The sequence below is a fragment of the Polaribacter sp. Hel1_33_78 genome (assembly GCF_900106075.1).
Lineage (GTDB): Bacteria > Bacteroidota > Bacteroidia > Flavobacteriales > Flavobacteriaceae > Polaribacter.
Window position 1 is genome coordinate 2,743,636 of the sequence record NZ_LT629794.1, and the last position, 21,838, is coordinate 2,765,473.

General features: G+C 30.6%; 18 protein-coding genes and 1 tRNA gene. 13 read left to right on the forward strand and 6 right to left on the reverse strand.

Annotated elements, in window-relative coordinates:
• Window positions 1–58: 58 nt before the first annotated feature.
• Window positions 59–1,426: a saccharopine dehydrogenase family protein gene (locus tag BLT88_RS11910; RefSeq protein WP_091954972.1), complete on the forward strand. Its 1,368-nt coding sequence runs from the start codon at window positions 59–61 to the stop codon at window positions 1,424–1,426.
• 93 nt (window positions 1,427–1,519) lie between these two features.
• On the opposite strand, the gene BLT88_RS11915 is transcribed toward BLT88_RS11910, so the two are convergent.
• Window positions 1,520–2,242 (reverse strand): tRNA1(Val) (adenine(37)-N6)-methyltransferase, encoded by a 723-nt coding sequence (locus tag BLT88_RS11915; protein WP_091954974.1) that lies wholly within the window; start codon window positions 2,240–2,242, stop codon window positions 1,520–1,522.
• 408 nt (window positions 2,243–2,650) lie between these two features.
• On the opposite strand from BLT88_RS11915, the gene BLT88_RS11920 reads away from it, so the two are divergent.
• The 9 genes from BLT88_RS11920 (at window position 2,651) to BLT88_RS11960 (ending at window position 11,800) form a co-directional block, all read left to right on the forward strand.
• The gene (locus BLT88_RS11920; RefSeq protein ID WP_091954976.1) at window positions 2,651–3,064 is read left to right on the forward strand and encodes a hypothetical protein; all 414 of its coding nucleotides are present in this window, start codon (window positions 2,651–2,653) and stop codon (window positions 3,062–3,064) included.
• Window positions 3,065–3,455: 391 nt separating this feature from the next.
• Window positions 3,456–4,706: a tyrosine-type recombinase/integrase gene (locus BLT88_RS11925; RefSeq protein WP_091954978.1), complete on the forward strand. Its 1,251-nt coding sequence runs from the start codon at window positions 3,456–3,458 to the stop codon at window positions 4,704–4,706.
• Window positions 4,707–4,770: 64 nt separating this feature from the next.
• A complete protein-coding gene (locus tag BLT88_RS11930) occupies window positions 4,771–5,790 on the forward strand; it encodes a hypothetical protein (RefSeq protein WP_091954980.1) in 1,020 nt (339 codons plus the stop codon).
• A gap of 78 nt (window positions 5,791–5,868) precedes the next feature.
• The gene (locus BLT88_RS11935) at window positions 5,869–6,150 is read left to right on the forward strand and encodes a helix-turn-helix domain-containing protein (RefSeq protein ID WP_091954982.1); all 282 of its coding nucleotides are present in this window, start codon (window positions 5,869–5,871) and stop codon (window positions 6,148–6,150) included.
• 7 nt (window positions 6,151–6,157) lie between these two features.
• Window positions 6,158–6,463, forward strand: coding sequence for a hypothetical protein (locus tag BLT88_RS11940; RefSeq protein ID WP_091954983.1), 306 nt, complete (start codon window positions 6,158–6,160; stop codon window positions 6,461–6,463).
• Between the two features lie 3 nt (window positions 6,464–6,466).
• Entirely contained in the window at window positions 6,467–8,038 is a 1,572-nt protein-coding gene (locus BLT88_RS11945; RefSeq protein WP_091954984.1) for a phage/plasmid primase, P4 family, read from the forward strand.
• Entirely contained in the window at window positions 8,038–9,120 is a 1,083-nt protein-coding gene (locus tag BLT88_RS11950) for a DUF6371 domain-containing protein (protein WP_091954987.1), read from the forward strand. Before BLT88_RS11945 ends, BLT88_RS11950 begins: the two co-directional genes overlap by 1 nt.
• 12 nt (window positions 9,121–9,132) lie before the next feature.
• Window positions 9,133–9,789: a hypothetical protein gene (locus BLT88_RS11955; RefSeq protein WP_091954989.1), complete on the forward strand. Its 657-nt coding sequence runs from the start codon at window positions 9,133–9,135 to the stop codon at window positions 9,787–9,789.
• A 328-nt stretch (window positions 9,790–10,117) separates the two neighbouring features.
• Window positions 10,118–11,800, forward strand: a complete 1,683-nt coding sequence (locus tag BLT88_RS11960; RefSeq protein WP_091954992.1) for a sialate O-acetylesterase — start codon at window positions 10,118–10,120, stop codon at window positions 11,798–11,800.
• A gap of 293 nt (window positions 11,801–12,093) precedes the next feature.
• On the opposite strand, the gene BLT88_RS11965 is transcribed toward BLT88_RS11960, so the two are convergent.
• The 3 genes from BLT88_RS11965 to BLT88_RS11975 form a co-directional block, all read right to left on the reverse strand.
• A tRNA-Ser gene (locus BLT88_RS11965) sits at window positions 12,094–12,178 on the reverse strand.
• 33 nt (window positions 12,179–12,211) lie between these two features.
• Window positions 12,212–12,736, reverse strand: a complete 525-nt coding sequence (rimM, locus tag BLT88_RS11970; RefSeq protein ID WP_036783365.1) for a ribosome maturation factor RimM — start codon at window positions 12,734–12,736, stop codon at window positions 12,212–12,214.
• Between the two features lie 19 nt (window positions 12,737–12,755).
• Window positions 12,756–13,292: a 30S ribosomal protein S16 gene (locus BLT88_RS11975; protein WP_036783362.1), complete on the reverse strand. Its 537-nt coding sequence runs from the start codon at window positions 13,290–13,292 to the stop codon at window positions 12,756–12,758.
• A gap of 392 nt (window positions 13,293–13,684) precedes the next feature.
• Between BLT88_RS11975 and dnaE the strand changes: the two genes are divergently transcribed.
• The 3 genes from dnaE to BLT88_RS11990 all read left to right on the forward strand — a co-directional run bounded on the left by dnaE (window position 13,685) and on the right by BLT88_RS11990 (window position 20,064).
• Window positions 13,685–18,022, forward strand: a complete 4,338-nt coding sequence (dnaE, locus tag BLT88_RS11980; RefSeq protein WP_091954995.1) for a DNA polymerase III subunit alpha — start codon at window positions 13,685–13,687, stop codon at window positions 18,020–18,022.
• An 81-nt stretch (window positions 18,023–18,103) separates the two neighbouring features.
• Window positions 18,104–19,417, forward strand: a complete 1,314-nt coding sequence (locus BLT88_RS11985) for a D-arabinono-1,4-lactone oxidase (protein WP_091954997.1) — start codon at window positions 18,104–18,106, stop codon at window positions 19,415–19,417.
• Window positions 19,417–20,064, forward strand: a complete 648-nt coding sequence (locus BLT88_RS11990) for an HAD family phosphatase (RefSeq protein WP_091955000.1) — start codon at window positions 19,417–19,419, stop codon at window positions 20,062–20,064. The genes BLT88_RS11985 and BLT88_RS11990 overlap by 1 nt, the downstream gene beginning before the upstream one ends.
• A 60-nt stretch (window positions 20,065–20,124) precedes the next feature.
• Here the strand turns inward: BLT88_RS11990 and gldA are convergent, their stop codons facing one another.
• Both gldA and BLT88_RS12000 read right to left on the reverse strand, forming a co-directional pair.
• A complete protein-coding gene (gene gldA, locus BLT88_RS11995) occupies window positions 20,125–21,018 on the reverse strand; it encodes a gliding motility-associated ABC transporter ATP-binding subunit GldA (RefSeq protein WP_091955002.1) in 894 nt (297 codons plus the stop codon).
• Between the two features lie 47 nt (window positions 21,019–21,065).
• Window positions 21,066–21,836, reverse strand: a complete 771-nt coding sequence (locus BLT88_RS12000) for a hypothetical protein (protein WP_091955794.1) — start codon at window positions 21,834–21,836, stop codon at window positions 21,066–21,068.
• Between the last annotated feature and the right edge of the window lie 2 nt (window positions 21,837–21,838).

A 21,838-nucleotide genomic window follows, 5' to 3' on the forward strand; every position in this document is an offset into this window, starting at 1 on the left:
TTGTTAAATTTTAAACAAATAGAGTATCTTCGTTTTTGTAAAAATACATCTTTCTTTTATGAAAAATATTCTAATTATTGGTGCCGGAAAATCAAGTTCTTATCTCATTAAATATTTATTAGATAAATCTAATGAAGAAGACCTACGGCTCACCATTGCCGATATTTCAACAAAAAACGCACTGAAATTAATCAATCATCATAAAAATGCCAAAGCTATCATTCTAGATGTTTTTAATGCATTTGAGCGCGAAAAAGAAATTAAAAAAACAGACCTAGTTATTTCAATGTTGCCTGCTCGCTTTCATACAGAAGTCGCAAAAGATTGCATCAGATTTCAAAAACATATGGTAACTGCATCTTACATCTCTGAAGAAATGAAAGCTCTTGATGACGCAGCAAAAGAAAAAGGTTTGGTTTTTATGAATGAAATTGGCTTAGATCCTGGTTTAGATCACATGAGTGCCATGCAAATAATTGATAGAATTAGAGAAAATGATGCTAAAATGTTATTGTTTGAATCTTTTTGTGGTGGACTGGTTGCACCTGAAAGTGATAATAACTTATGGAACTATAAGTTTACTTGGAACCCAAGAAACGTAGTTTTAGCAGGGCAAGGAGGCGCTGCCATGTTTATCCAAGAAGGCACCTATAAATACATACCGTATCATAAATTATTTAGGAGAACAGAATTCTTAAAAATAAATAATGCCAATTATGAAGCCTATGCAAATAGAGATTCTCTCGCATACAGAAGTATTTACGGTTTAGATACAATCGCTACAATGTATAGAGGAACCATAAGAAAAGTAGGTTTTTCTAGAGCTTGGAATATTTTTGTGCAATTAGGCATGACAGATGATTCTTATACCATTGAAGATTCAGAAAACATGAGTTACCGAGATTTTGTAAACTTATTTTTAGCCTACTCTCCATCGGACTCTGTAGAACTAAAATTACGATCTTATCTAAAAATTGATCAAGATGATGTAATGTGGGAAAAATTAATAGAACTCGATATTTTTAATCCGAAGAAAAAAATTGGACTTAAAAATGCCACGCCTGCTCAAATATTACAGAAAATTTTATTGGATTCTTGGACCTTGCAAGAAGAAGAAAAAGATATGATTGTAATGCAGCATCTATTTGGTTATGAAATTAATGAAAAAAAATATCAAATTGAAAGCAGTTTAGTTGTTACCGGAGAAAATCAAACCTATACCGCTATGGCCAAAACAGTAGGCTTGCCAGTTGCCATTGCTGCTTTAAAAATTTTAAAAGGAGAAATTACAAGCCCTGGTGTTCAAAGACCAATTACAAAAGAGGTTTATGAACCTATCTTAAAAGAATTAGAGGAACATGGAATAAAATTCACAGAAAAAAAAGTGCCTTATTTAGGATATAATCCTAATCATGTAATGGGATAGAAGCTTGTTTATTCCTGTGATTTTTGAAAAATAAAAATTTGTATCGAGAGTTTTTAACAAAATATCTCGATACAAATTTGATAAAAAATCAAATTACATCTTTACATAAAAATCTTTGGTCAGGTTTATATACGCTTGGGTATATTGATGACGACCAGTTTCTATCACTAAATGCTCTTCTCTAATTTTTGATGGCTGAAAAGAAAACTCAAATAAGCATCTTTTTATTGCTGAAGATGCATTGCCTTGAACTCTACAAACCCTATTTAAAAATAAATTATGTTGCTTGGCTAAATTAACAAAAGAATCTTCTTCTTTAAAAGGGAGAATTACTGAAAACTTACCGTTTTCTGATAAAATTTTAGAAACACCAATAATCAATTCTTCAAAAGATAAAGACGATGTAAAACGCGCTTTATTTCTTGCCTCATCTGCAGATTCAAACGTCTCCGTATAAAATGGTGGATTCGAAACAATTAAATCATAGGTTTCTTCTTCCTCAGTAATTTCAACAGCAAATTCTTGAAAAGTAGTATTGTAGCAATACAAACGATCTCCCCAATCTGAATGCTCAAAATTTTCTACCGTTTGTTCATATGCATTTTCATCAACCTCAACAGCATCTATGGTCATGGCATCAGAACGTTGCGCAAGCATTAAAGCAATAACACCCGTACCTGCACCAATATCTAAAATTGAATCTGAATACTCAGTCAAAGCGCACCAAGCACCTAGTAAAACACCATCAGTACCAACTTTCATAGCTGTTTTAGCTTGGTGAATAGTAAATTCTTTAAATTTAAAAGGTTGACTCATTTAAAAACTAAAAATTATTTCAATGCTTTTTAAAACACACAAAAATTAAATGTGCACTTGTTTTGTATAAGTACAAATTTATAACAAAATCAGCCAATAGCAATCTTGTAGAGAACTAACTATTTTAAAAATGAAACCTCATCATTTAGCAACTTCATTTTTTACTTCATTCGTTCCTAATGCTTCGTAATAATACTTTTTTTCATGAGATTATATCACACAGTGGGTTTGTCCTTACTAGGAGAAACGACGTGGCAATCTGTTTGTTTTTATTTTCAATCATGAGATTACCTAGTTATTCGTACCTCTTTCCTTATCCTGACGATCGGTTAGCATTAAAAAAGACAAACTATTAAAAGTAACTAGAGATTTAATATATTTGACTATTAATTATTTTACTTTTATTTAATGAAGAAGTTTACGGCAATGCTCATCCTTTTGGCCCTACTCGCTTGTGAAAAAAATAATCTATTAACACCTCAGGAATTAGAAGAACTTATTACAAAAGATATTGAAATTATTTTTACAACCAACGAACCCAATTATGATGAAGTGATGATAACTTATTACGATTTTAGTATTGGCACTGATATTGCCAAAGCCTATCCTTTCGAATATGATATTGATGGAAATTCACTTCCTTTAAAAATCATTTTTGAAAATTATAAATATAAAACAATCAGAGGAGAAGGCTTTAGAAACAACTTTAGTGAAGCAGAATTAAAAGTTCAACTTTATATTGATTCAAAATTAGTTAAAGAACGAAAAAGTAATGGCACTAGTACTATTTTTGCTAGAGTTAATTTTAACTACGATATTTAAAATTATTTTTATTTTATTGAACTCAAGATACGTACCCTAAAAAGAAGTATAATTTCGTAAACGTTCAAAGTTGTTTTTTATCCGAGCTATTGGATTTTTCCATGCTGTTCAAGTTCAACTTAATGCACTAGGTAATTCCTAAATTAGCACTAATTAAATGTAACTAGTGGACTACCAGTGTAATTGTAGAGAGGAAGGGACTACAAATAACTAAAATCTACACCTCTACAAAAACCCTAAAAAACTTGAAAAAATATTGATTAATCAAACAAACAAAGGCTTTACAAAGATATTCTTTTTTTGTTTAGTTTGATGTAGTTTGATTTAATTTTAGTTTTATCGTACAAATACCGTACAATATTTTATATTTGTATTATTAAAATATATCTGTATGGCTTCAATTAATTTCTTATACCGTTCAACTAAAGACAAAGCAAACTTAAATTTAAGGCTTTTATACAGGTATAATTCTAAAGACTATGTTTTCGGAGCAAAAACAAAAGTTGAGGTTTCAAAAATTTACTGGAGCAAACAACACAATAAGAAATCTAAAGATATTAAGATTACAAACCTACAAACTGAAATTAACAACGAACTCAATAAAATAGAAAATCACGTTTTAAAGTCTTTCAATTCTGTAAACCCTGAAAGCATAACAAAAGACTGGTTAACCTCGCAAATAGATTATTATTACAACCCACCGACTGAAGACAAAGCAATTCCTAAAGATTTAGTCAATTATATTGATTTTTATATTGAGTACCGTAAACACGAAATCAAAAAAAGAACCAAAAGCAAGTTTACAGTTATCAAACACAAATTGCAAAGACTTGAAAGCTTCAGAAAAAAACAAATACTTATTGCAGATGTAAACGATAGTTTTAAAAATGAGTTTGTTTCTTATTGCAAAGGCGAATCATACGCACAAAACACAATACAAAGAGAATTAGCAATCATAAAAACGTTTTGTAAACACGCTCGATTTGTAGGTATTGAAACGCATCCGCAGTTAGACAGTTTAATGTTAGAAAAAGAAAAAGTATCTAAAATATACCTATCATTTGAAGACTTATCTAAAATTGAAAACATCAGTAAAGAACAGTTAACTGATAGTTTAGAAAATGCAAAAGACTGGTTAATTATTAGCGTTTATACAGGACAAAGAATTTCAGATTTTATGAGATTTACCAAAGAGCAAATAAGAATTGAAAACGGTAAACATTTAATCGAATTTACTCAACAAAAAACTGGTAAAAATATGACAGTACCATTACACCCAAAGGTTTTAGAAATACTCAATAAAAGAAACGGAAATTTCCCTTATAAAATATCAGACCAAAAGTATAATGACTTTATAAAAATAGTTTGTGAACTGGCAGAAATTAACGAACCCACCACAGGCAGTAAAATGATTGAAACCAAAAAAGGTAGTAAGATTTACAGAAAACAATCAGGCATTTATAAAAAATACGAACTGGTTACCTCTCATATTGGTAGACGTAGTTTTGCTACTAATTTTTATGGTAAAATACCAACCACTTATTTAATATACATTACTGGGCATAGTTCAGAGATTATGTTTTTAAACTACATAGGCAAAAGCAATAAAGATTTGGCACTCGAAATAACTAAATACTTTTAATCAAAAAAATAAAGTTGTTTTTTAATGTACATTTGGTACATTTCGTACATAAAAAGAAATTGCAATGAAACCAATAGAAAAGTTTTTAAAAAATTTTGATGAGCAATTTAAAAAGGCAAAATTCAAAAACATTAAAGCTGATAAATCAAATATCAATGAAATATACGAGAATAATATTTCAATTTGGTATTATTTCAATAGTGATAAAGTAGAAAAAAAAGACGGCACAAAAGAAATTAATTCAAAACTGGATACAATTAATCACGTTATTTTAAAAAATCCTGAAAATTTTATTTTTTGTAAAACAAAAGACGGCTTCAGTTTAACAGAATCAGATTTTATAAATTCTGAACTATCTATTATTAATACAATTGAAAACTTTAGTATATCAGAAAAAAAACAATTTGACTTTTACAAAAATTATCTTTTAAATAAATTAGAGCAACATCAAAAAACAGAAAATAAAAACCAACTTTTTATAAAAAAATATCAAAGTGATAATTGGTATAAATATGAAAATGAAAGTATTTTATTTAAAACCTCTACTGAAAAAATAAACTACTGGAGCAATAAGCTTTTAGAATATCAAAAAGATAAAATAAATTTAGATTATTTAGGAACTGCAATGTTAACCTTAGATGTTAACCTTAAAGAACCAAAACATCTAAACGGTTTTCTATTTGATGAATTTTGCCAAAAAAATATTGATTTATTAAAACTTGAAAATCAAATTTATAAACCTCAACAAACAGAAAATAAAAAACCTGATGAGGTTAAAAAGGAATTACATCCTGAAATTTTTAAAGATAATTACTTTGAAGTTTGGCAAAAAATGTATGATGCATTTGAAATAAAAGAAAGTAGTTATAATAAAAATCTTGACTTTATGTATAATGTTATGTTTGATAAAGGGTTTATCAATAAAAACATAGGAAAAAAAGATATGGTTAATTGGATAAATGATATTTATCAAATTACTTTCACAAAAATAAGATACACGAACTATAAAGAAAATTCTAATAAGGCACGATTAATCATATTCAATGAAATATTAGAAAACTCAAAAGGTACAAAACACACCTAAAAAGGTACAAAGCATAGTCTTTTAGGATACAAAGTCAAACCAATATTTGCAGTGTTATTAATCATAAACATTGTAAAAATGGTAAACAGTATTTTATTAGAAAATTTAAACACGCAAACTCTTAAAGAGTTAATCAAAGACGGCGTTAAAAGTCAATTAAATGACTTTAAAGAAACTTTACAAACTCACAATCCTGATGAGTTATTAACAAGGGAGCAAACTTGTAACTTCTTACAAATTGATAGTTCAACCTTATGGGCGTGGACTAACAAAGGCAAAGTTATTGCTTATGGTATTGGAAACCGCAGATACTACAAAAAAGCGGAATTATTAAACAGCTTACAACAACTTAAAAAATAAAGGCTTTATGAGTAACACGAATACACAAAGCCTTAATTTAAAAAGTTTAGAACAAGGCAAAAATAAGCAATTCAGGAATCAATCTAAAATCATATTTAATTATTTATTGAAGCATACCGCTACAAATACAATGATTAGCAAAGCTACTGGCGTACCGCAAAAAAATATTTGCAGAATAAAACGCAATTTAGAAAAACAAGGTTTACTCTATGAGGTTGAAAAAAAGATATGCAAAATAACTGGTTTTAGTGCTTACTATTTAACTACTGATTATGATGTATTTGCAATGTTTAATCAAACTAAAAACGATTAAGCTATGCAGAACAAAGAAAACATAAATAAGCTTGTTAAAAGTAATATTAACGAACTTTCAGACAGTTTGCAATCCGTAGAAAAAACAACTGATGACATTTTACAGGAACTATCAAACAGCATCAGTAAAATAGATTTTCAAATACTGGCGTTTCCTGATATTGATACCGTTAAAAAGCAAATTGAAGACTTACAGCCTTTTATTTATAATGAAGACGGCAGTTTCAATACTAAAAATAAAGCCGAGCAAAAAGAATACAGAAAACTCGTTAAAAAGTTAGACAGTTTTAAGCTTACTAAAAATCATTTTTTAATACTTTGTATTGAGCAACTTCTTAAAATTGCAAAACTTAACAACTGGGGTTTATGTAAAAAGAACGGTTTTATTTATTTGTACAATGGCAGTTACTGGAATGAAATCAACAAAGAAAGCTTTCAATCCTTTTTAGGAAACGTCGCTTTAAAAATGGGCGTTAATAAATTCAAAGGTAAAATTCACACGTTTAAAGATGAGTTATTTAAACAGTTTATGGCAGATGCTTATTTACCAACGCCAAAAGCCAATAAACGAAATGTATTAATCAATCTACAAAACGGAACGTATCAAATAACACCAACAAAAAGAGAGTTAAGAGCGTTTGACAAAAAAGATTTTTTAACGCATCAACTACCTTTTGAATACGAACCTGAAGCAACCGCACCACTATTTAAAAAGTATTTAGATGAGGTTTTACCTGATGCAGACAAACAAAGAATATTTGCAGAATATTGTGGGTATATTTTTATAAAACCAAGTGTTTTAAAACTTGAAAAAATGCTTATTCTTTATGGTACTGGTGCAAATGGTAAAAGCGTATTCTTTGAGATACTCAATGCACTTTTAGGAACTGAAAACTTTAGTAGTTATTCTTTACAAGATTTAACAAACGAAAACGGTTATTACAGGGCAAAAATAGGCAGTAAGTTAGTCAATTACGCATCAGAAATAAATGGCAAATTGGAAACTGATATTTTTAAACAAATGGCATCAGGCGAACCGTTAAGCGTTCGTTTACCTTATGGCGAACCGTTTATTTTAAATGATTACGCAAAGCTAATTTTCAACTGTAATGAATTGCCAAAAGATGTAGAGCATACAAACGCTTTTTTCAGACGTTTTTTAATCATAGGTTTTGATGTTACAATACCTGAAGACAAACAAGATAAGGAACTCGCAAACAAGATAATTAACAACGAATTATCAGGCGTTTTTAACTGGATATTGCAAGGACTTGACAGGGTATTGAAACAAAAGAAATTCAGTAAATGTGAAGCCGTTGAAATGGCTCGTAGTAATTACGAAAAACAAAGCGACAGCGTTAAAATGTTTATTGAAGACTATGAGTATAAAACGGCTACTGATTACACTACAATAAGCGAACTGTATCAAAAATATAAAATGTACTGTATTGAAGACGGTTTTAGACCAGTAAACAAGTCTAATTTTATGAAACGTTTACGACATTTTAAAATTTTAGTGGAGCGTAAAAGTATCGGAAATGTAGCTTTCATAACATCAACAAAACATCATTTTTAATGGCTACTTTTAAATTTTCATTAGATAAAAGTAGTAAGAAATTTATTTGCCCTAACTGTAATAAAAAGACGTTTGTTTATTACGTTGATACAGAAAAGGGCAAATACTTGTCTACTGATTTTGGCAGATGCGACAGGGAGCAAAACTGCCAATACCATAAAGCACCACCAAAAGGCAAAAGAGCCTTTTTAATTGATTTTCACACTATAAAAAAGATAAGTGATAAGGCTTATAAATTAGTAGATTTAAACGGTGTAATTTCAATAGTCCCAAAATCACAAATTCTAGAGCAAACAGAAAATAATTGTTGGCTAACAGAATGGTATTTAAAAACCTCTACTATTCTTTATTTAAACAATGAAAGCAAGTATTTCAATACAGAAAACGAGCCTTTTAAAAATAAATTTTCAAATAGTTTTCTTACACTAAAAAAAGAACCAACTTATCACAGTTTAGAAATATTAGATACTTTGTATAATGATAAACCTACAAAGGATAACTTAACAGAATATTTAAGTACAATTTTTACACCTGATGAGGTTTTTGAAGCTACACAAAAATATTTTTTAACTGGTGCAAATTACTTTTGGAATAATGCAACTTTATTTTGGCAGATTGATACTAAAGAGCAAATACACGCTTGCAAAATAATGTTATACAATAAGCTTACAGGCACAAGAATAAAAGAACCTTACAATCATATCAACTGGTTGCATAACGCTTTAAAAGAGCCCGAATTTAACCTTAATCAATGCTTATTTGGTTTGCATCTTATAAATACAGATTATCAAAAAGAAATTGCAATTGTAGAGAGTGAAAAAACAGCAATTATGATGAGTATATTTTTACCTCAATACATTTGGATTGCCACAGGAAGCAAATCAAATTTTAAAATACAATTATTAGAACCACTAAAAAAAAGAAAATGTATTGCGTTTCCTGATAAAGGCGAATTTGATGCTTGGAATACTAAAGCGAATGAATTAAACCAGCAAGGTTTTAAAATTGCAGTTAGTAATTTATTAGAAAAAACAGCCTTTAAAAATGGTTTTGATTTAGCAGATTATTATTTAATTAATTAAACTTTTATTAAAATGAAACAAAATAAAACTTTACAAAAGTTGACAGATTACGAAAACTTAAATTCAGTTTCTGAACTAAAAAAGTATTTAGAATTAAACCCTAAAAACAAATATGACGTTGATAAAAGTTTAAGAAAAAGAGTTGAACAAGCTTACAATGATACAGAAAGTGATGAGTTTGATTTAATTGAAATGCTTCTTTACATTACTGAAGATGAAGATATAAAAACAGATATTAGAAATACAACCTATGAAACTAATCATTCTATAATTACAAGTTATATTCATAATTTCATATTAGAAAACAGACATTTTCCCTCGTTAGGAAACATAGGCAAAAACACCAATTTATCAAGGCAAACAATATACAATCACTTAAATAATGGTTTTTTAGATACGAACAATAAACTTGTAAAAGGTCAAATTGAAATAATGAGCACAAACGCTTTGCAGAAATTATATTTAATAGGTGTTCAAGACAACAACCCCACAGCATTAAAACATTTTATACAGCTTTCAGGATTGGTTTCTAATAACAAGACAATGCAAGTGAATAATTATATTCAGATTAATAATTTAAAACTATCAAATGAAGACATAAGAAAGTTACCTCAAGAAGATGTTTTACAGATTGAAAAAATTGTTTCAAAAACTTTATTAATAAAATAGTTTGTGACTAATGCATAATTTAAAAATGAGCTTTATGATTTAAGTCATAAAATACTTTCATCATAGTAATTACTTTTGAAGCTTAATTATCAGAAAAAAAATGCTATGAAAAAATTATTTTATTTACTTATTCCATTTATTCCATTATGGATAACCGCTCAATCTATACCTAAAAAAAGTTTTAACCTCATTAGGCGCTAATCTCCCGAACAGCAAAATAAATTTCAAAAAAATGCGGAAATCCACACTTTAAATTGCGGTTTACCGCATATTAAATATTGTAAATCTATTTAATATTGAATATTAAATTTCAAAAAAAAATATTGCTATGAAAAAATTAAGAAACAAAAAGAGTATTACAACAGCCGTGTTAATGTTATTATTTACCCTCTGCTATGGGCAAGTTACATTTAATAAAATCCCATTAGATAAACAATTAGTAGGAAGGGACTTAACCACCAATATTGGTAACATTATTATAGAAGGAGTAGTTAGTAACTCAACAGTTGATTACAGCTCTATTGAGGTAGAGCTTTATAGAAATGATGAGATTCAGAACACCACTACAAAAACATTAGATTACAATTCTGACAGTGCATCATTTGATTTTAGTATCCCTATTTTAGCAGAACTAGCCAACTATTCAATAAAGATTTATAGCTTATCAGAGGGCACTAGAACCCTAGAAAAAGAAGTAATAGATATTGTTGCGGGTGATGTTTACATTATTCAAGGACAATCTAATGCAAGAGCCAATAAATATAACGGAAGTGCTAATGGCAATCGAAACAATTTCATTCGTGTTTTTGCAAGTGGAACGCCTAGTGCGACAAATTTAGAAAATAGTTCTCAGTGGTTTATTGGACAAGGTGATGGAGGGACTGAGGGCAATGGAAATACAGGGCAATGGGGCTTAAAACTTGCGAATAGCATAATTAGTGAGACTAACACACCTATTGCAATATTTAATGGAGCCCATGGTGGAGAGAGGATTGATTTTTTTCAAGCACCTGAAGATTACAAAACATCATTGAGTTCGAATTACGGAAGGCTTTATTATAGACTTCAAAATACGAGACTTAAAAATCATGTAAGAGCTATTTTTTGGTCTCAGGGAGAATCTAATGGAAATAATACAACAATAACTCAATATAAAAATGCATTTGTTAATTTAAAAAAATCGTGGCTGACAGATTACACAAATATTGAGCAAACTTATATTTTTCAATCAAAAAAAGGTTGCGGAGTTGAGTTAATGGAAGTTAAAGAAGCACAACGACAGCTTGCTTATGAAAATTCAGATATACAAATTATGGTTACAGCGGGCATTACCCACCATACAGATGGGTGTCATTTTCCTTTTAAAGATGGCTACGAAAAATTTGCTGATAGAATATTTCCTTTAGTAATGAGAGATTTATACAATGAATCTACTTTATTAGAAATAAACCCCCCGATGATAACAAATGCTTACTTATCAAATGAAACTACCTTAATCGTTGAAACAGATGCTAACGAATTAATAATACCAACAATTGCAGAAGATTTCGAGTTATCAAATGCAGGTTCTGCAACTATAACCAATATCGAGGTTTCTAAAAGTGATATTATTTTTACGCTTTCAGAATACCCTGGAACTAATCCAGAAATTTCATATTTAGCGCAAAATACAGGTACTGGAAACTTTATAGTTAATACAAATAATTTAGAATTAGTTTGTTTTTATAAATACCCTATAAATACAAGTATTCTCTCCATTAATCATTTAAACTTAGATAAGGCATTATTAGTATATCCAAATCCAACAGATAAAGTATTTTTTATTAAGTTGCCCGTTTCTGAAAATAGGGTAACAGTTAAAATAATAGATTTATTAGGTAAAAAAATATTTGACAAAAAGTATTATTCCAATAAATTTAAAATTGAACTGCCAGACGTTAAAAGCGGTATCTATTTGTTGAGGTTTGAAGTAAATAAAAAAATTATACATAAAAAAATTATGATTAACTAATGTCTTGGTAATGCACGAAATGTAAGAAATGAAGCTTTAAAAAGAACTTTATTTTTTTTTAATTAAAAAATTATTATACTAGAATGTTTTTTAGAGATTTTCTTAACTTTCTTTTTCATAGCAATTGCCCACCTCTCAACGATGTGGGTTTTTTATGAATTTTAAAAGTATTTTTAAATACCAATTAAAGGGTTAAAACCAATAAAAAAAGCCTAACAATACAAAAATCGTACAAATAAAGAAACTAAAAAACCTCAAATACTTGAAAATCAAATAGATGAAGTTTTTAAATGCAGAGAGGAAGGGATTCGAACCCTCGATACGTTGCCGTATACACGCTTTCCAAGCGTGCGCCTTCGACCACTCGGCCACCTCTCTTTCTTATACTGAACTAGGTTCAGAATATGTAAACTATAAATAAAGTTCTATTAAACCACCAGGAGTTTCTACCTGAATCGTTTTGTTTTCTCTGTCTACTTTTTTTATGAAATCGTCAATCATTGGAATAAAAATTTCTTTTCCTTCTCTATCAATTTCAAAAAGTGGCTGCGCAGCTTTGTCGTTTATATGAACAATTGTCCCTACTTCTCCAAAATTAGCATCCACAACTGTAAAACCAATTACTTCATGAAAGTAAAATTTATTTCCAGATAATTTTGGCAATAAATCCATAGGTAAATAAATTCCGCATTTTAAAATTGAATCTGCTTCTTCTTCAGAATATACATCTTCAAATTGTACACGTAATTGATTCCCTTTATGTAGTGAACTTTTTTCAATAAAAAATGGAACCAGATTACTGCCAAATTCGACATAAACTGATTCCATTTCCTTATACAACTCAGGCTCGTCTGTATCTAATTTGATAACAACTTCGCCTTTAAAACTATATTTTGTTACGATTTTGCCTAAATAAAAACAATCTTCTTTACGCATTATCGTAATTCTTTATAATTTATTCTGCTGCTTTTGATGCTGCTTCATCAATTGTTTCTGGAGCTGCTTCAACTTCAGCAACTGCCTCTTCAACAACCTCTTCAACAACTGGTTTAGCTGCTTCAATTCTTGCTTCGTTCACAGCTTTTTCTGCTGCCAATGCTGCTGCTTTCGCTTCAGATTGTGCTTTAGATAATCCTGCTTCTTTATCAGAAACTTTAGCTGCTTTTTCTTCTAACCAAACTGCAAATTTTGCATCTGCTTGCTCTTGAGTTAAAGCACCCTTACGAATACCACCAACTAAATGATTTTTTAACATCGCACCTTTATAAGATAAAATGTTTTTTGCAGTATCGGTTGGCTGTGCACCATTTTGTAACCATTCTACAGCTTTATCAACATTTAAATCAATAATTGCAGGGTTAACGTTTGGATTGTAAGTACCTATTTTCTCTAAGTATTTACCATCTCTTTTTGCACGAGCATCAGCGGCAACGATCCAATAGAATGGTTTCCCTTTTTTACCGTGTCTTTGTAATCTAATCTTTACAGACATAATTTGTTAATTTTTTAAGGTTCTCGACCTTGATTATTAAAAATCTTACCATCTCGTAGTAAGTGGGCGCAAAAATACAAAACCTTTTTAAACTAAAATGAGATTTGTTAATATTTTTTTATGGCGTTCGAGCAGGCTTTCACCACTACCTTTTTATGATGCTGAATTTAATTCGGTATCTACCCAATTCAAGAAAAAATTAAATTTTCATAAACGATCCTGAAACGATTTCAGTATAAAAAAAAGAGCTCAAACAGGCTATTCAATCCCTAATGCCCTTGCAGATAAACAATCAACAATAGTTAATAACTTCCAAGTAAAATCTCTTCAAAAAAATGTAAATTTACAGTTACTTTTAAACGAACAAAATCATCCATAAATAAACTTTTTTCATGTATTTAATTTTCGATACCGAAACTACAGGTTTACCAAAAAGTTGGAACGCCCCTATTACAGATACAGATAACTGGCCAAGATGCGTTCAAATTGCCTGGCAATTGCATGATGAAATGGGGATTGTATTAGAACACAACGATTTTCTAATAAAACCAGATAATTTCAACATTCCTTATGACGCAGAGAGAATTCATGGAATTTCTACGGAATTAGCTGAAGAACAAGGAATTTCTTTAGACGAAGGTTTACAATTATTTAACGAAGCTTTAGAAAAAACAACCTTTATTGTTGGTCAGAATTTAAATTTCGATTTGAATATTATGGGATGTGAGTTCCATAGATTAGGTGTTGAAAACAAACTTACATCACTTCCAATTTTGGACACTTGTACAGAAAAAACAGCATTCATGTGTCAGATTCCTGGAGGTCGTGGAGGAAAATTTAAATTACCAACATTAACAGAATTACATACCCATTTATTTGGTGCTGGTTTTGGTGAAGCGCACAATGCAACTGCCGATGTTGAAGCAACAACTCGCTGTTTTTTAGAATTAATTCGTTTAAGAGAATTCACAAAAGAACAATTAGATGTTGATGCATCGTATTTCAAAAATTTCTCTGAAGCCAATCCTAAACCAATTCAGGTTATTGGATTAAAACACATCAACCTTAAAAAAGAAAGCGATAAAATTCGCAAACGTCTTGAAAAATTAAAAAATACAGCAACTACAAAATCTACTTCTGATGGTTTAGCTGCATTAGAAAATGTACAGTTTTCACATTTACACAATCATACGCAATTTTCGGTTTTGCAATCTACCATGCAAATTGGCAATATTGTAAAGGCTGCTGCAAAAGACAATATGCCAGCAGTTGCTATGACAGATACTGCAAACATGATGGCTTCTTTTCATTTTGTAAGCGCTATTTTAAATCATAACAAAACAGCAGAGACTCCAATGAAACCTATTGTTGGTTGCGAGTTTAATGTTTGTGAAGATCATAAAAATAAATCGCAGAAGGACAATGGCTATCAAGTTGTTTTATTAGCAAAAAACAAAAAAGGATATCACAATTTAGCAAAAATGTCTTCTATTGCTTTTGTAGATGGTTTTTACTATGTTCCGAGAATTGATAGAGAAATTATCAAAAAATACAAAGAGGATATTATTGTTTTAACTGGAAATTTATTCGGTGAGGTGCCGAGTAAAATTTTAAATCTTGGAGAAAAACAAGCTGAAGACGCACTACTTTGGTGGAAAGAGGAATTTAAAGACGATTTTTATATTGAGTTGATGCGTCATAACCAACAAGATGAAAAAATTGTAAATGAAACCTTATTAAAGTTTTCTAAAAATCATGATATTAAAATCGTTGCCACAAATAACACCTTTTATTTAGAGCAAAAAGACTCTAATGCACACGATATTTTATTATGTGTAAAAGACGGTGAAAAACAAGCTACACCTAAAGGAAAAGGTCGTGGTTACAGATACGGTTTGCCAAACGATGAGTATTACTTTAAGTCTACAGCAGAGATGAAAACACTCTTTGCAGATCTACCTGAAGCCATTATAAATATTCAAGAAATTGTAGATAAGATTGAAATTTTCACATTGGCCCGTGATGTTTTATTACCTGCCTTTGATATTCCGGACGAATTTAAAGACGCAAAAGATGAAGAAGATGAAGGAAAACGTGGAGAGAATAATTTTTTAAAACACTTAACTTTTGTAGGTGCTAAAAAACGGTATGGTGAAATCACAGATTCTATCAAAGAACGATTAGATTTTGAGCTTTCCGTAATTGAAAAAACAGGATACCCTGGTTATTTTTTAATTGTGGAAGATTTTATACGAGAGGCAAGAAATATGGATGTGGCTGTTGGCCCAGGACGTGGATCAGCTGCAGGTTCTGTAGTTGCTTTTTGTCTGTGGATAACCAATATTGATCCCATTAAATATGACTTACTTTTTGAGCGTTTCTTAAATCCAGAACGTGTTTCCATGCCAGATATTGATATTGATTTTGATGACGAAGGCCGCGGAAGAGTCATGGATTATGTAATTAATAAATATGGTGCCAATCAGGTTGCTCAAATTATTACCTACGGAACCATGGCTGCAAAATCATCTATTAGAGATACCGCCAGAGTTTTAGATTTACCACTTTTTGAAGCCGATAAAATTGCAAAGCTAATTCCGCTTATCAAACTAAAAAATATTTTTGGTGAGGATGCAAAAAGTAAAGGAAAAGTTGCAGGTCTTAGAGCTGAAGAAAAACAACTTGTGGAAGAATTAAAGAACATTTCTTACGGAAGCGATTTAGCGGCAGAAACCATAAATAAAGCTACTATTTTAGAGGGTTCTGTGAGAAATACGGGAATTCATGCCTGTGGTGTTATTATCACGCCTAGTGATATTACCAACTATGTACCGGTTGCTTTGGCAAAGGATTCTGACATGTATGTTACTCAATTTGATAACTCTGTGGTAGAGTCTGCAGGTTTGTTGAAAATGGATTTCTTAGGATTAAAAACATTGACTTTAATTAAGGATACGGTAAAAATTGTAAAAGCAAAGCATAATGTTGATTTAGATCCCGAAAATTTTCCTCTAGATGACGAAAAAACCTATGAACTTTTTCAAAAAGGAGAAACTGTTGGTATTTTTCAATATGAATCTCCCGGAATGCAAAAACACATGCGTTCTTTAAAACCAACAGTTTTTGCAGATTTAATTGCAATGAATGCATTGTACAGACCAGGGCCAATGGAATATATTCCGTCTTTTATCAACAGAAAACACGGAACAGAAGATATCGAATATGACTTACCTGCCATGGAAGAATATCTAGCAGAAACCTACGGAATTACAGTCTATCAGGAGCAAGTAATGTTACTCTCGCAAAAATTAGCAGATTTCACAAAAGGTGAAGCCGATGTTCTGCGTAAAGCAATGGGTAAAAAACAAATTGCGGTTCTAGACAAAATGAAGCCTAAATTTGTAGAACAAGCTGCTGCAAATGGTCATGATGCAGAAAAATTAGAGAAAATCTGGAAAGATTGGGAAGCCTTTGCCAGTTATGCTTTTAACAAATCGCACTCTACTTGTTATGCATGGATTGCCTACCAAACAGCTTATTTAAAAGCACATTACCCTGCTGAATATATGGCTTCTGTACTTTCTAATAATATGAACGATATTAAATCCGTTTCGTTTTTCATGGAAGAATGTAAACGCATGGGCTTAGCTGTTTTAGGTCCAGATTTAAATGAATCATACTTAAAATTTTCTGTAAATAATGAAGGCGCTGTTCGTTTTGGAATGGCAGCGGTAAAAGGAGTTGGTGCATCTGCCGTGAGAGCCATTATCAAAGAAAGAAAAGAAAATGGAAATTATACTTCTATTTTTGATTTGGCAAAACGAGTAGATTTAAGAGCTGCCAATAAAAAATCTTTTGATAGTTTAATAAAAGCAGGTGCTTTTGATTCTTTTTCAGATACACATAGAGCGCAATATTTTGCCGTAGACGAAAAAGGCATGACCTTTTTAGAACGGTCTATGAAATTTGGAAGTAAATACCAAGAAAACGAAAATTCTGCTCAAGTATCTATGTTTGGAGAAGCCTCTAACATTCAATTTCCAGAACCAGACATTCCAGCATGTGAAACCTGGGGAAATATGGAGCTTTTATCTCAAGAAAAAGAAGTAATTGGTATTTATATTTCCGCACATCCTTTAGATGATTTTAAGAATGAAATGATTTTTTGTAATGCAACCTTAAAACATTTTAAAGAAGATCTTAGCAAATATGAAGGCGTAAACTTAACTTTTGCAGCTATCATTACAGATGTTCAACATCGAGTATCTAAGGCAGGTAAAGGTTGGGCTATGTTTACAATGGAAGATTACGGAGATAGTAACGAATTCAGAATTTTTGGTGAAGATTATTTAAGAATGAAACACTTTTTGACCCCGAATTCGTTCTTATTTGTCCGTTGTACAATTCAACCAGGATGGACGAATAAAGAGGGTATTAAAGGAGAACCTCGTTTAAAATTTACAGATTTCAAACTGTTACATGATATTATGGATGAACTCTGTAAAAAAGTAACTATAAGAATTCAACTACAAGAAATTAAGGAAGATACCATCCTAAATCTTGAAACTATTCTAAAAAATAATCCTGGTAAACAATCTTTAAATTTCACAATTTGGGATGCTAAAGAAAAAATTGAAGTCAGTTTACCTAGCCGAAACACCAAAGTTAAAATTTCGAATGAATTGCTAGCAACTCTAAAAAGCCAACAAATTAATTTTAAATTAAATTGATTCTAATTAACAAGGTAAAGTAAAACTAGTTGTTTTTAAGAAAGAGGTTTATTTATTTTTGCATCCAATTTTAGAAATTAAATGAAACAAGAAAAAAGTGGTGTCTGGCAGAGCTGGAACGAAAATATAAGTTACAAATACAAATCTCTTTATAAAATTACCTCTGAAGATGAATTGCAGCAAATCATAAAAAAATCAGAAAAAATTCGTTTTTTTGGAACCAAGCAATCTTCGGCTGATATTGCGTCTGGTACTGAGACTTTAGTGGACATTACTACCTATAATAAAATTTTATCCTATAACGATTCAGAACGCACCATTACTGTGCAGTCTGGACTCATCTTAGGCGATTTACTGGAAGCTATAGAAGCAAAAGGTTGGTGTATTCCATGTTTACCTGACATTAATACAATTACTATTGGTGGCGCTTTGGCAACAGGAACCCATGGTACAAGTGGAAAATTATTGTGTGAATACATGACTGAATGTAGTCTTGTTTTAGCAGATGGTACTGTTAAAAAGATTAATGAGGAAGATGAACTAACAGATGCCGTTAGAGTTTCTCTGGGCGTTTTAGGCGTGATGTCTGAAATTACTTTTAAATGCGAATCTCTTTACACATTGCATATAAAAGAAGGTCCAGAAGACGATAGCGAATGGTTACCTAAAATTAAAGAGCGTTTAAAACAGCATGATTTCTTAAGAATTCTATGGCTTCCTCACACAGATAAAGGCTACGTAATTACGGGTGATAAAATTGATTCCAATACAGAAATTATAGAAGATCTGGGGCCTAAATACCTAAAGCACCGAAGAAAAGCTTCTAAAATATTATATAAATACACACATATTTTTCCTTGGATAACAGCCATTGCCAATAAACTTCTATATAGAGGTTTTTTTAGCGCAACGAAAGAACATAAAGGCTCATTATACCAAGCTACGGTTACTAAATCTAGAGGTTCTACTTTAGAATTAGCAGAATGGACCATTGGTTTGGATACATTTCCAAAAGTGTTTGAAGAATTAAAAACTGAAATTAATAAATGGAGTAATAAATCCTTTATTCATATTCCTATGGATATCCGTTTTGTGTATAAAGACAAATCTTGGTTAAGCTATGCTTATGGAAAAGATACGGTTACAATGGGATGTGTTTCAAGAAATGCAGCTACCGCAGACACGTATGAAGCTTTTAAAAGTATTGAGAACATTTTTCTAAAATATGGCGGAAAACCTCATTGGGGAAAACGTTTTGTAGCCAAAGATGCTGAATTGTCTAAAATTTATTACAAATGGCAAGATTTTAAACTTTTAAGAAAAAAATTAGATCCAACTAATAAATTTTTAAACCCATATTTAACGAAATTATTCAACGAAAAAACAAATAACTAATGAACCCAAAAGGATTTTTATTTGATTTTGATGGTGTAATCGTAGATAGTTTTGAGAGTCATTATTCGGCTTGGACTTCTGCTTTTAAAGAATTATTTGGTAAGGAAATAGCCACATTCCCAAAAAGTTGTGCGGGAAAATCTCCTATGATCATTTCAGAATATTTTTGCAGTGTTATTGGCAAAAAACAACATACTGAAGAATTATTTTTTCTCAAGGATAAACATTTAGATGTGCACTTTACTTTACCAAAATTACTGCCTGGAGTTCATGAATTTACGCAGTTTCTAGCAAAAGAAAACATTCCTTACGGAATTGCGAGTAATGCTACAAAGCAGTTTTTAAAGAATAGTGTTCATCATTTGAAGTTGAACTTTACGACCGTTTTTGGTGTGGAAGATTATGAAAAACCAAAACCTTCTCCAGAAGCATATATTACGTTAGCGAAAGCATTAGGATTTCATACAAATAATTTTAAAGATATCTGGGTTTTTGAAGATAGCTTAACAGGAACAGAAGCTGCAAAATTAGCAGGCATGATTCCTATTGGAATTTTAACACAATATTCGAAAGAAGAACTTACAAAAGCTGGAAGTGTTTTAGTTTTCCCCACGTTGTTAGAAGCGTATGAATATTTAATAAATTAAATATTCACTACAGATTTTTTTTTAGCCCCCAGCTTCTTGCGAAAAAAATTGAAAAAAAACCTATGCAGTAATTTCTCTAAACAAGGTTTCTAAAGTCTTATTTTGTGTATTTAAACCAAGAATTTTAAGTCCGTTTTCTTGCGAAAAATCAAATACTTTTGGACGCATATCTTCTTCACTCTCAAAAGTAATACACCAATTATTGTCGTAGTTATTTTTATAAGAAACTACATTTGGTAATTTATTAATCCACTGTTCTTGAATTTTATTATCAAAGGTAACATCTATGGTTTGTTGCTTATTTTCTTGGAGCTCTGAGAGCTTCTTATCAATCATAATCTTACCTTTTTTAATGATGAGAACTCTATCGCAAACGGATTCTACTTCTTGCATAATATGTGTAGAAAACAAGACCGTTTTATCTTTTCCCAATTCTTTTATTAATGCTCTAATTTCAACTAGTTGATTAGGATCTAAACCTGTTGTTGGTTCATCTAAAATTAATACTTTTGGATTGTGTAAAATAGCAGCAGCCAAACCAACTCTTTGCTGATATCCTTTTGATAATTGATTTATTTTCTTGTGAGCTTCTGAAGTTAAACCGACCCTCTCTATACAGCTTGCAATTTGGCTTTTATCAACTTTAAAAATAGTAGCCAAAAATTGCAAATATTCTCGCACATACATATCTCTATATAAAGGATTGTGTTCTGGTAAATACCCTATTATTTTTTGGGCTTCTAAAGGGTTTTGCAGCACATCAATTTCATCAACAAATACTTCCCCAGCATTTGGTTTTATAAAACCAGTAAGAATTTTCATCATGGTCGATTTCCCTGCTCCATTTGGACCTAAAAAACCAATAACTTCTCCTTTATTCGCCGAAAAGGACACATTATCTAATGCTTTTTGTGTTTTATAAATTTTAGAAACTGAAGTTACTTTAATAGACATTTAATAAGTGTAGTTTAAATTATATTGATAACGAATCTATGCTGCTTTTAGTCTATAGAATTTGAATCATTTAATCTTATTTTTCTAATAATCTTCATTCTAGACCAAGCAATTTTATGACGTTGTTTATATAACCACAAAGTTCCTAAATCTAATAAAAAATAGAAAAAACTAATGCCACTTGGTGGATTATGACTTGGTAAAAAATCAAAAACTCCCCAAGCTGTGGCTGGCCATTCCCAACACAAATAATGAGTACCAATAATTTCTAAATAAGCAACTGAAATATACATGGTTAAATAAAATAAACGCTCTCTTGGTTTTTTTCTTAGAATAAAAAGAGTTGCTATTGTCATTACAAAACCAAACACATCATTTTTAAAAACCAGGAAAACAGTCGCATAGATAAAAATGAAAATTGCCAAAAACCGCTCTATTTTTATTCTATTTTTTATAATTGATTTTGCTTTGGAGAAATATAAAACAGCTACATAGACTAAAGCATGACCTGGAGGTACATAGTGTGGCACATTTTCTAATCTATAGGTGTACATTCCTAAAACTATTGAAAACAAATACTCCCCTATAATTGCGATAATTACAGCAGAAATCATTTGCTCTTTTACCCTTCTATTTACTTTCCAAAAAGTAATTAAAAAGCCAATAAACATACTAATATTAGCATAAATTTGAGCATCCTCAGTAATTTCTAGCATATAGAAACTATCTAAAAATAATCCAAAAAGTATGAACAAATAAAGAGCTCCTAAACTCTTAGAAGTTGCGTAAAAAGAAGATTTTGATGCTAATAAACTCATGC

Coding starts and splice junctions, on each gene's coding strand:
- BLT88_RS11910 (WP_091954972.1), top strand. CDS start 59: ATGAAAAATATTCTAATTATTGGTGCCGGAAAATCAAGTTCTTATCTC.
- BLT88_RS11915 (WP_091954974.1), bottom strand. CDS start 2,242: ATGAGTCAACCTTTTAAATTTAAAGAATTTACTATTCACCAAGCTAAA.
- BLT88_RS11920 (WP_091954976.1), top strand. CDS start 2,651: ATGAAGAAGTTTACGGCAATGCTCATCCTTTTGGCCCTACTCGCTTGT.
- BLT88_RS11925 (WP_091954978.1), top strand. CDS start 3,456: ATGGCTTCAATTAATTTCTTATACCGTTCAACTAAAGACAAAGCAAAC.
- BLT88_RS11930 (WP_091954980.1), top strand. CDS start 4,771: ATGAAACCAATAGAAAAGTTTTTAAAAAATTTTGATGAGCAATTTAAA.
- BLT88_RS11935 (WP_091954982.1), top strand. CDS start 5,869: ATGGTAAACAGTATTTTATTAGAAAATTTAAACACGCAAACTCTTAAA.
- BLT88_RS11940 (WP_091954983.1), top strand. CDS start 6,158: ATGAGTAACACGAATACACAAAGCCTTAATTTAAAAAGTTTAGAACAA.
- BLT88_RS11945 (WP_091954984.1), top strand. CDS start 6,467: ATGCAGAACAAAGAAAACATAAATAAGCTTGTTAAAAGTAATATTAAC.
- BLT88_RS11950 (WP_091954987.1), top strand. CDS start 8,038: ATGGCTACTTTTAAATTTTCATTAGATAAAAGTAGTAAGAAATTTATT.
- BLT88_RS11955 (WP_091954989.1), top strand. CDS start 9,133: ATGAAACAAAATAAAACTTTACAAAAGTTGACAGATTACGAAAACTTA.
- BLT88_RS11960 (WP_091954992.1), top strand. CDS start 10,118: ATGAAAAAATTAAGAAACAAAAAGAGTATTACAACAGCCGTGTTAATG.
- rimM (WP_036783365.1), bottom strand. CDS start 12,736: ATGCGTAAAGAAGATTGTTTTTATTTAGGCAAAATCGTAACAAAATAT.
- BLT88_RS11975 (WP_036783362.1), bottom strand. CDS start 13,292: ATGTCTGTAAAGATTAGATTACAAAGACACGGTAAAAAAGGGAAACCA.
- dnaE (WP_091954995.1), top strand. CDS start 13,685: ATGTATTTAATTTTCGATACCGAAACTACAGGTTTACCAAAAAGTTGG.
- BLT88_RS11985 (WP_091954997.1), top strand. CDS start 18,104: ATGAAACAAGAAAAAAGTGGTGTCTGGCAGAGCTGGAACGAAAATATA.
- BLT88_RS11990 (WP_091955000.1), top strand. CDS start 19,417: ATGAACCCAAAAGGATTTTTATTTGATTTTGATGGTGTAATCGTAGAT.
- gldA (WP_091955002.1), bottom strand. CDS start 21,018: ATGTCTATTAAAGTAACTTCAGTTTCTAAAATTTATAAAACACAAAAA.
- BLT88_RS12000 (WP_091955794.1), bottom strand. CDS start 21,836: ATGAGTTTATTAGCATCAAAATCTTCTTTTTACGCAACTTCTAAGAGT.